Raw genomic sequence first — 10296 nt, 5'->3', positions numbered from 1 at the left:
TCGAGGCCGACGATTTCGGATCGGCGAAGGCCGCCGGCGAAACCCAAAAGCAGCATGGCGCGGTCGCGCAGACCACGCAGCGTGCCGCGGTCGAGGGTCTCGAACATGCGATCAGATCCTCGGGCAGGATCGCTTCCTTCTGCCGGGGAGGGGAGGCGTGGGTGTTGCGAACGCCAGCCATCACCGTGGCGATATGCCGGTCCTTGCGGTCCAGCGGCTGGCCGCGCTGGGCAAAATTCCAGGAGAGCGACGAAAGCCGGCGCTCGATGGTTGAAACGGTGTTGGGCTTTTTGTCGCCAGTGGCCGTACCTGACGCGCAGGCGGCGATATAGAGCCCGACGACCTCAGGATCGGGCGGGAACATCTCGATGCCTTGGCGCCGGCACCAGCTCGAAAAATGCTTCCAGTCGGCTGCGTAGGCGCGGCGCGTGTTGGCCGAACTCGCCGCCTCGATATAATCGCGCGCGCGGCCGGCGAGCGCCTCAAGCTGCGCAGGCAGGCTGGGATTGGCAATGGCTGGAAGGGGAGGGGACGAGGCTAGGTCGGCATCGCCCATCTGCATGATATCGATGATGTCGGGCAAAGCCGCGGCGCTTTGTGTGTGAAGCTTGTCCGAAATTCGTAGCATATTTCGGACATCTTGACCGTCACTTCGTCCGAAATCGGACCACAGATTTCGGACAAAGCCCCGGCATCAACCCGCCAATATCTCGATCTGCCGTCGCCGCTGCAAACGTCGCCTGTGAGAGGCGAGCCGCCTCTAAACTGGTCGTATATCCCGATTAATAATAAGAATGTAGTCAACTTCCATATTTGGAGGGCACGCATGCTGCCACTCAACCGGCCTGATCACCACACAAAGTGAGGAAGAACCTGGTTAGGTGCAAAGCGACAATTGCCTCGACAGCGGGTCCCGGAAGGTTTATGCTGCCCAATCTTACCGCAATCCGAAATGGCGATTGAGTACCTTCACGAGTGAAGGGATTCCCGCGGTCTTAGAGATGAGTTGTCGAATGGCGCGAAGTCGCACAGAATCGCGAAGTCGCACAGAAAATCGTGTGTTTGATACCGATCAGGATCGCGAGCTGTTTCAGGCGCAGAGAGGTCTTGCGCCCGATGCACGAGTTGCTCCCGGTCCAACGGAAGTGAATGGGGTGGAACTGCTTTGTCGACCAAATTGTTGACGGAACGTCCGGCGCCCATTGTTGCTACATGTCTGGATTCTTGGGGCGTTTTGGATGATGCAATCCACCATCTCACTCCAAAGGGCAGTGGAATCTGGAACAATGTCGCTTTTGTACGCAGGACATCCTTCGCGCCCGATTGGCATATTGTCTTTAACTCTGCTTCTATTTTTGGGCTCCCTGTTGATATCGAGGCGAGTCCAAACAGGACAATTTTTGCAATCGGCGAACCGCCGACGAAAGCTCATCGCGCATTTCATGAAGGGCAGGGGAAAAATACCATCGTCCTGACGTCTGACGCAGAGCTGGCTGCTCGGCAGAATGCAGAGCGCCGATTCGTTTTGTCTCCACCTATCACTCGGTCTTGGTCTGTAACAAAGACATATGACCAACTTCTGGTCAGCGAAGTCGTGGACAAGCCGCTTCGGCTCTCATGGATTACCAGTAACATCGCCCTGCTTAAAGGGCATCGATATCGGCTGGCGTTTCTGGAACGGCTAAGAGAGGAGCTCGATTTTGACCTGTTCGGCCGAGGTTTTCGGCTGATTGGAGATAAATGGGACGCACTCGCACCGTACCGTTACAGTATAGCTTTCGAGAATACTCGTGCTGATTACTATTTTACAGAGAAGCTTATGGACTGCTTCGTTGCTGAAACAATGCCGATCTATTACGGCAGCCCGGCAATCACGAGGTTCTTCCCTTCCGACTCAATGGTTCTGATTGACCCAGAGGACAAGAACGTAATCCAAAAAATTCAAGAAATCATCGACTCGGACCTCTGGAAGGAGCGTCGCGGCGCAATACAAGAGGCGAAGCGGTTGGTTCTTGAGAAATACAATACGTTTGCTTATCTCGCGGGCTTCATCGAAAGCGTTCACGATAAACCCTTACCGCCGGAAGTTATACACATCGGTTCGCCTGCGGTCGATTTTGGGAGAGACGAATGAAGTACTCCAACGCTCGCTTCGCGTGCCCGGCGGTTGGTGGTCTGGCGAGATCGGTACGGAGCGCTCGGCGGAGAATGCCTACCTGCGCAGACGGGCCGGCACGGGCGCACGAGGTCATGCGCCCCGGCTGCCGCTGATCAGACGAACTGGGGAAGGCCAGGAACGGAATTGAGGACCTCGTCCACGAGTTCGTCGCCGGCATGTTCCTTGGCGAAGGCGATCGTCTCGTTGGCGATGGCGGCGATCTTTAGAATGCTGAGACCCTCACTCATCAATTGCTGGCCGAGCCCCATGAGGCCGCCTCCGCCCTCTGGGTCGTTGCCATGATACTTCGCCACTAATTCCGAAGCTCCGGGAATGGCCGCGATCATGCGCGCAACGGGACCGTCGGCCGCGTGGCGTTGCAGGAAACCCAGCATTAACCCAACGGCCTTCTCTGCGAGAGCCGGGTCGATGCCGGCACCAGTGGCGATGCGCGATAAGAATTCTTCCATGGCAGGGTTCGTCTCTCTTTAATGAGGTTTACACGGGGCCGGTCCGGCGCCCAAAGCGCCCTTGGCCGAACCACAATGAACTCCACAAAAATAGGCCGGCGGAAGTGCTATTGCAACTGCGCGTAAAACCGCCTCTGTCAACGCAAGCTGCGTCGGACGTGCGCATTTCGCAAAAACGGGACAGTCGTTCCGCTAAATCGCGGACAGCAGTTTCACTAATTCGCGGACAGCAGGATGGGGTCGGCGCTCGGTTGCCTGGTTGAAGTCATTTGCGATTGATTTCGCCGTTTTCGGCGCCGGTCAAGGGCGGCGGTGTTTTTTGCTTTCTCATGCTGTCGCCTTCGAGGGTGATGCGATGGGCGTTGTGGATGATCCGGTCGAGAATGGTCGGCTATTGTCGGCTCCGCGAATGCTTCATGATGCACCTTTCCTTGATCGCCTGGTCCGTTGCAGTCGGCGTTGAAGTTGATCGATCTGGTCGCTGGAAAGGTTTCCGCTTGGCCGCGGGCGTCACCATTTCTTTCCCACAAGATCCTTCAACGCGGCATTGTCGAGCATGGCGTCGGCCAGAAGCCGCTTCAGCCGCGTGTTCTCGTCCTCCAGAGCCTTCAGTCGCCGAGCCTCGGAGACATCCATCCCGCCGAAGCGGGCCTTCCAGTTGAAAATCGAGGCGTCGCTGACCCCGTGCTTGCGGCACAGATCGGCAACCGATACCCCGGCCTCATGTCCTTCAAAATTCCGATGATCTGCTCTTCAGAGAAGCGGCTACGTTTCATGTCCTGGTCCTCTCGATGGGCCAGAACGAACTTCAAACCGGATTAGATAAGAGGGCAAGGTCAAGGTCGATGACTCAACTGTTGTGTGGGGAGAGCTCTTACTTCTCATTCGCTCCAAATGCGGACGCGGCGCACGAGCTCGGAAGTTGAGATCCCGTAGCGATCGTGAAGCGTCGGCAGCGCGCCAGCGTCGAGGAACTCGTCGGGCAGGGCGATCTGGCGAAAGACTGGGGTCACTCTCTCGCGCATCAGCAGCGCGGCAACGCCTTCGCCAAGGCCACCAATGATGGTGTGGTTCTCCGCCGCCACCACCAGCCGTCCCGAACGGCGCGCGGCAGCGAGTATCGCCTCCGTATCCAGAGGTTTGATCGTCGGAACGTGCAGAACGGCGCAGCCGATCCTGTCGGCTTCAAGCGCCTTCGCGGCCTCCAGCGCGCGCATGGTCATCAGGCCGCTGGAAATGAACAATACGTCCGCGCCCTCGCGCAGCATTCGCGCCTTGCCGATTTCAAATGTATAGTCGTCTTTGTCGAGCACGACAGGAACCTTACCGCGCGAAAGCCGCATGTAGACCGGCCCGTTGTAGTCCGCGATCGCCTCCGTGGCCTGTTCGATGTCGAGCGCGTCGCAAGGGTCGATGATCGTCAGGTTCGGCATCCCGCGGAAGATCGCGATGTCCTCCGTCGCCTGGTGGCTGGGGCCGTAGCCGGTCGTCAGCCCCGGTAAGGCGCAGACGATCTTCACATTGAGTTTCTCCTCGGCGATCGCCATGCAGATGAAATCGTAGGCACGTCGCGATGCGAAGACGGCGTAGGTGGTGGCGAAGGGCGTAAAACCCTCCCGCGCCAAGCCGGCGGCGGCGCTCATCAGCACCTGCTCCGCCATGCCCATCTGATAGAAGCGGTCCGGATGCTCCTGTGCGAAGACATGGAGATCGGTGTATTTCGCGAGGTCCGCCGTCAGGCCAACTATCCCGGGCCGCTGGTGCGCCAGTCTGGCCAGTGTGTGCCCGAACGGCGCATTGCGTGTCGGTACGCCATCGGGCGCGATCGACGCGATCATCGCCGATGTGGTCTTGCGCTCACCGGCATTGGCGGCGTGGCGCGGCGCGAACTTTGACAACCTCAACGCGGACGTCCCTTTTCCAAAGCTTCGAGCGCTAACGTCCATTCGTGCGGTTCGACGCGGATGAAATGCGTGATGTCGCGGGTTTCCAGGAATGGCACACCCTTGGCCATGCGCGTATCGCAAACGATCACACGCGGACGAGGTTCCTTCAGGCCGCGCGCCATGTCGAAGGCCTTGCGGACCGCCTCGATGTCGTTGCCGTCGACGCGCTGCGCATGCCAGCCGAACGCCTCGAACTTGTCGGTCACCGGTTCGGAGGAGAGCATGGCCGTCGACGGACCATCGGCCTGCTGATTGTTGAAGTCGACAATGGCAATGAGATTGTCGAGCTTGTGGTGGGCGGCCGACATCGCGGCTTCCCAGGTCGAGCCCTCACCGAGCTCGCCGTCGGACAAAAGATTGTAGACGAAACTGTCGCTTCGCTTGCGCGTCAGCCCCATGCACATGCCAACGGCAATGCCAAGGCCGTGACCGAGCGAGCCGCCGGTGATCTCCATGCCGGGCGTGTATGGCGCCATGCCGGACATCGGCATACGGCTTTCATCGCTGCCATAGGTTTCGAGCTCTTCCTCCGGCAGCACGCCCGCTTCGATCAGAGCCGCGTAGAGCGCGATCGCATAGTGTCCGATCGACAGCAGGAAGCGGTCGCGTCCCTCCCACAACGTGTCCTCCGGCCGGTAACGAAGCGCATGGAAATAGGCGACGGCAAGCACGTCGGCGACACCCAGCGCCTGTCCGACATAACCTTGGCCCTGGACTTGACCCATCCGCACGGCGTGTCGGCGGATACGATAGGCTCGTTCGGCCAGGCTGACATTGCTGCCAGCGCGAGGCATCTCAAGCTCCGTTGTCCACTCAGCCATGGATTAGCATCCCACCGTTGACATCGATCACGGCGCCGGTGATGTAGCTGGCCAGATCGGAAGCCAGGAAGAGATAGGCGCCGGCTACGTCGCGCGCCTCGCCCAGCCGGCTGAGCGGGATTCCCTTGATGATGTCGGCGCGCATGGCGTTGGTCAGTTTGCCGCCGGTGATGTCGGTCTGGATCAGGCCCGGTGTGATGCAGTTGACGCGGATGCCTTCGGGACCGAATTCGCGCGCCATGGCCTTGGCAAGCCCCAGAACACCCGCCTTGGCAGCCGAATAGTGCGGGCCACCGAAGATGCCGCCGCCGCGCTGGGCCGAAACTGACGACATGCAGATGATCGAGCCGCCGCCATTTTCGCGCATGTTCGGGATGAATGCCTGGCTGAGATGGAGCACGCCGCGTAGGTTGACATCGAGGATGCGGTCCCAGTCAGCCGCGCTGATCTCCAGCGTCTTGACCGGCTGCGTGACGCCCGCATTGTTGCAGAGCACATCGATCCTGCCCAAGGTTTCTGTCACTTGCGCCGCCGCCCTCTTGCAGGCGTCGAGGTCCGCGACGTTGCACGCAAGGCCGATATGGTGGGGTCCAAGCGACGCAGCGGCGTCACGCGCTTGCCCGTCATCGAGGTCGAGTATTGCAACGCGAGCCCCGTGCTGTACCATCAGCGCTGCCGTGGAGCGGCCAATTCCCCGGGGGCCCGCGGCCCCCGAAATCACCACGGCCTTGCCCTTCAGCAACAAGTCGAACTCTCCTGCTATTTCTGTTTGCCGGTGATCTAAAGTCGGTAGAACCGGGCGGCGTTGTCATGGAACAGCGCGAGCCGCTCCTCGTGCGGGTGGGCGATCGTAATTTCCTTGAAGGCGTTCAAAATGGCGTCGAAGCTCGAGAACAGCTTGTCGACGGGGAAGTTCGTCGCGAACATCGAGCGGCCGACGCCGAAGGCTGCGATCGCCTCCTCGACATAAGGACGGATCGAGAACGTGGTCCAAGTCCAGTCGCCCATGCCGAGGCCCGAGATCCAGGCGACGTTCGGCGCTTGCGCTAACTGGTGCATGCCTTTTTTCCAGGCGCCAAAATGCTCGGCGCCGTCGACCTGCATGCCGGTGTGATTGAGAATGATCTGCACGTCGGGAAAGTCGCGCGCCAGTTCGAGGAACTCGCTCATCTGCGGATAGTAGAGCTGCGGGTCGAAGCTCAGCCCGCGCTTCGCCAGCTCCCGGAAGCCGCGCCGCCATTCGGGCGTACGACTGACCTCCGGCCGCGCCAGATAGGTCTTGGTGGGGTCGGGATGATAATTCATCGGCTGCCGCATGCCGCGGAAGTTCGGATATTCCATGTGGCGGTCGAGGAGGTCGCCGACGTCGGGTTGGGACAGGTCGGCATAGCCGACGATGTGCAAAGCCTCGCTTGTTGGCGATCTCCTGCAGCCAGCGCGTTTCCCCAACCGGATCGCCGGGATCGAGAAGCAGCACTTCGGCTCCGGTGGAAAGGGCACGAGCGATCTGGACGATCTGGCCTTCGTGGAGGGACAATTTGCGTGCCGGCATTATCGATGATCGCTTCGCCGATCGCTGGGTCGATCAGCTGGAGCGCTCCGAGCGCAGTTTCGCGCGTGCGGCGACGGCTGATCTGCCACCAGCCCGACCTCGCATGCACAATGCCGATGTTTTCCGCGACCGGACAGCTCGGGCAACAGCGCCAGCTCCTGATGCACCACCGCGATGATCGGGCTGTTGTGGTCGGCCTTCGACGAGGCGAAGCCAATCTCGCCGGCTTCGCGTGAGGTCAGCCCTGTGACGATGCGGATGAGAGTGCTTTTGCCGGCGCCGTTGCCGCCCAGGAGCGCGTGGATTTCGTCGGCCCGGACCTGAAAACTCACACCCCGCAGGACACGGGTTGCGTCATAACTCTTCTCGATATTGGCAGCTTCGATCAGGGGCTTCCTGGTCAATACCTGTCCAACTCCCCGCACGTTGCCGGCGATACCCAAGCTTTGGGTTGAACTCGGCTCCATCCTGTATCTCCTTCCGGGACCACTGTGCGACCGATTGACATTCGGCTCAATTTTCGTTTCTTAACATTCTGTGTAGCTGAGCTTAACTGACGAGGACGAGGTCAGACATCAAGTTCAATTCGATGACGCATTTCGAGGCAGTCGCGCGGCTCGGCGGCGTGGCAAAGGCCGCTCAGGAATTGCAGGTGACACCTTCGGCGGTTAGCCAGCAGCTGCGGCTGCTCGAACACCAACTCGGGGTGCGGCTTTTTCAGCGCGAAAAGCGCCATCTCTCGCTCACGATCGACGGTGAGCGGCTCTTCCAGACCACGACCCAGGCTTTCGAATCCATACGCGAGGTGCGTAATGCCATTGTGCGGCAGCGCGAAAGCTTCCAGCTTAGCCTGCGCGTCAGTCCTTCCTTCGGCGAGAAATGGCTGGCGCCGCGGTTGGCCGAGTTCAGCAAGGGCTATCCGAGCTGGAATTTGCGCGTCGACGCCACGCCCAATTTCTCGGATTTCGAAACGGAGGTCATCGATCTCGATCTTCGTTATGGCGACGGCGGCTGGGCCGGCCTTTATTCGGATTGCGTCGTCAACGATCTGATCCTGCCGATGTGCTCGCCTTCCTATCTTGCCGAACTGCGCGCGATCTCACCGGATCCGCGCGAGCAGCTTCGCCATGCGCGGTTGATCGACAGTGTGAAGGCCTATTTCCGGTGGGATTATTGGCTGCCGTGCAACGGTATCCAGGGCGCCCGCATGACGTATCCCTATCGTTTCGACCGTTCGTCAATGTCGGTTCAACTGGCGAAGGACGGTGCAGGTGTGGTCCTGGAAAGCACATCCATCGCATTCGAGGACCTGGTGTCGGGTTCTCTGGTTCCGGTCTCGATAGAGTTCGAGGTCATCGAGTTTCCGGGATACTGGCTGGTCTGTCCTTCGCGGCATATGAACCGGCGCGCGGTTCGCCTGTTTTCGGACTGGGTGTCACGCGTGGGTAAGCGCGACACCGATCTGGCTCGCCGGTTTCTGGCGGATAAGCAACTGCGCATATCGTTCGAACGACGGCCTCATTTCGGGGCACGGGATGACAAAGCGGCGCCAATGGCGTGAACAGTTCGGCGTTCAAGACATGGCAAGACGAAGATTGACAGCACGTTGCGGTTGAAGCTGGCAAAACGCAGGCTGTGTGCAAGCGAATGGGTTGGCCCGCTTTTCATTTTCCGCGTAGCCTGTGCCTGCGGCTGCCCGCGCCACAAGGCGTTGGTGGACAAATGTGGCATTAGGCACAATCAGCTCTTTGATGCCGCCTGCTATGTCGGCCTTGCCGGGCAGCGAACGGACTCCGGGCGTGCGCACGCCGTCATGCGGTTGAGAACGACGCAGCCGATGGCGACCTCGGTCTGCTGAGCCGAAAAGGAGCGGGCTCGCAGGCGACGTCCGATCAGCCCCTTGTAGCGCCCGACGGCGGTCTCGATCAGGGCGCGCTTGCCATAGCCGGTGGACGCCTGCCAATTCAGCCTTCCATCATTGGCGATCGCCGTGATGTGACCGTCCCTTTGACCGGGTGGTCCGGTGTCATCACTCTCCACGGCCGTTGAACGTGGCGGGATGACTATCCTTGCGGTGACGCTGTGTTGCAGCACCGCGCAGTAGGTGGGACCGCCATCATATGCTCCGTCGGCCGTGAATTGGTCGATCTCTGCGTCGATCCGGTCGAGCAGCGGCTTCACCTGCGAGGGATCGTCGCCGTCCTGGTCGGTCAGACAATGGGCGATGATCTCGCCGCTGTCGGCATTGAGAACCAAATGCAGCTTGCGCCAGGTCCGGCGTGATCTGGCACCGTGCTTGTCTTCCAGCCATTGGCCGGCGCCGTAGACTTTCAAATCCGGTGCTATCGATCAGCACATGCAGCGGACCGTCCTCGGGATGCCGCTGCCGCTTGGCCGATGGTTCCCATATCTGCGCCCGGCGGCTTAGCGTCGTGTGATCGGGAACCGGTAGATCAAGCCCCATCAGATCGAGCAGCGAGGTCGCCAATTCCTCGCTCTGGCGCAGACGAAGCCCGAAGACGCATCCCAGTGTCAAGACCGCCTCGATGGCGAGATCGGAATAGCGGGGCTGGCCGCCGCGGGTCGTTCTTCGCGGCGCATGCCACCTGGCCAAGGCTTCTTCTGTCAACCACAGCGTCAGACTGCCGCGCCGCCGAAGGCCCGCCTCGTATTCCGGCCAGTTTGTCACCTTGAATTTCATCTTCGCGACTCGGTGACGGCGGCTGGCATTGACGGCAGGGGCGGCGCACCATGGTCACGGCCGATACCCCCGCCATGTGGCTCGTGCTGGAAGCCCTCGGCCCAATGTCAGCTAAACAGATGACGGCCACCGGAGAGCATCTGATGGGACTTATCCCAGCGTTGTGCCCGGGGTGCGCGAATCGAAACCGCGCGGATCGACGAGTCCACTACATCTCGTGTCCCTTAGGGCATGGCCCCACCTTCCGGAAAAACACCCCACTCAGCCCTGTCCGGATCTGGCGCTCCTTGTTCGCTCCGCTGGCCTACACAGTTGATTGCGAACGACCCAGAACGGCTCTCGAAAACGAGCGTTGAACGAAATCAGATCACCGTTTTGTTCTCCCTTAGCGTTGTTTGGCGTACTTTTATCGCGATGCCCTCTTGTGGGCCGTGCCATAACGCAGTTGATGATCATGCCTGACTACGAAGCGTCGGCCGCCGATAGTCTGGATACAGCGCTCGCTGTGCTCGATGAGGTATGTTATCGCCTGAGATCTGACCGCCTCATCCCAGCGGACAAAACGGGGGCATCAGAGCCCGGACGCCTTGGTGAGATTGACGCGGAAACGATCGCGCCGGCGCTGATACTTTCGCGTCATCTCGGCCG

8 protein-coding genes and 4 pseudogenes are annotated in these 10296 nt (G+C 60.3%); 3 read left to right on the top strand and 9 right to left on the bottom strand.

What is annotated here, in order from left to right:
• Positions 1-556, bottom strand: a pseudogene (locus NKJ94_RS36265) (tyrosine-type recombinase/integrase); the annotation flags it as partial.
• Positions 557-1165: 609 nt separating this feature from the next.
• Here NKJ94_RS36265 and NKJ94_RS36260 point away from each other — a divergent pair.
• Positions 1166-2134 carry a glycosyltransferase family 10 domain-containing protein gene (locus NKJ94_RS36260; RefSeq protein ID WP_352493678.1) on the top strand — a complete coding sequence of 323 codons (969 nt, stop codon included), beginning with the start codon at positions 1166-1168 and terminating at the stop codon, positions 2132-2134.
• Between the two features lie 137 nt (positions 2135-2271).
• On the opposite strand, the gene NKJ94_RS36255 is transcribed toward NKJ94_RS36260, so the two are convergent.
• The 7 genes and pseudogenes from NKJ94_RS36255 to NKJ94_RS36220 all read right to left on the bottom strand — a co-directional run bounded on the left by NKJ94_RS36255 (position 2272) and on the right by NKJ94_RS36220 (position 7414).
• On the bottom strand, positions 2272-2628 hold the full coding sequence (locus NKJ94_RS36255; protein WP_352532429.1) for a hypothetical protein: 357 nt from the start codon (positions 2626-2628) through the stop codon (positions 2272-2274).
• A gap of 490 nt (positions 2629-3118) precedes the next feature.
• A pseudogene (locus NKJ94_RS36245) lies at positions 3119-3404 on the bottom strand (transposase); the annotation flags it as partial.
• A gap of 105 nt (positions 3405-3509) precedes the next feature.
• Complete coding sequence (locus NKJ94_RS36240) at positions 3510-4532, bottom strand: transketolase family protein (protein ID WP_502904252.1); 1023 nt, start codon at positions 4530-4532, stop codon at positions 3510-3512.
• Positions 4529-5368, bottom strand: coding sequence for a transketolase (locus NKJ94_RS36235; RefSeq protein WP_352453734.1), 840 nt, complete (start codon positions 5366-5368; stop codon positions 4529-4531). The genes NKJ94_RS36240 and NKJ94_RS36235 overlap by 4 nt, the downstream gene beginning before the upstream one ends.
• 19 nt (positions 5369-5387) lie before the next feature.
• Positions 5388-6140 (bottom strand): SDR family NAD(P)-dependent oxidoreductase, encoded by a 753-nt coding sequence (locus NKJ94_RS36230; RefSeq protein ID WP_352532427.1) that lies wholly within the window; start codon positions 6138-6140, stop codon positions 5388-5390.
• A 35-nt stretch (positions 6141-6175) separates the two neighbouring features.
• Positions 6176-6860, bottom strand: a pseudogene (locus tag NKJ94_RS36225) (amidohydrolase family protein); the annotation flags it as partial.
• 86 nt (positions 6861-6946) lie between these two features.
• Complete coding sequence (locus tag NKJ94_RS36220) at positions 6947-7414, bottom strand: ATP-binding cassette domain-containing protein (RefSeq protein WP_352532425.1); 468 nt, start codon at positions 7412-7414, stop codon at positions 6947-6949.
• Between the two features lie 122 nt (positions 7415-7536).
• Between NKJ94_RS36220 and NKJ94_RS36215 the strand changes: the two genes are divergently transcribed.
• The gene (locus tag NKJ94_RS36215) at positions 7537-8508 is read left to right on the top strand and encodes a LysR substrate-binding domain-containing protein (RefSeq protein WP_352457357.1); all 972 of its coding nucleotides are present in this window, start codon (positions 7537-7539) and stop codon (positions 8506-8508) included.
• Positions 8509-8708: 200 nt separating this feature from the next.
• Here the strand turns inward: NKJ94_RS36215 and NKJ94_RS36210 are convergent.
• Positions 8709-9648 (bottom strand): annotated as a pseudogene (locus NKJ94_RS36210) (IS5 family transposase).
• Between the two features lie 454 nt (positions 9649-10102).
• Here NKJ94_RS36210 and NKJ94_RS36205 point away from each other — a divergent pair.
• Positions 10103-10296, top strand: a 194-nt coding sequence (locus tag NKJ94_RS36205; RefSeq protein WP_352532423.1) for a hypothetical protein, incomplete at its 3' end; no start/stop codon positions are given.

It is taken from the genome of Mesorhizobium sp. M0060, from assembly GCF_040323155.1.
In the GTDB taxonomy this organism is placed as follows: domain Bacteria; phylum Pseudomonadota; class Alphaproteobacteria; order Rhizobiales; family Rhizobiaceae; genus Mesorhizobium.
Note: the sequence above shows the minus strand (reverse complement) of the source record. Positions and strands in the feature narration are given on the sequence as shown.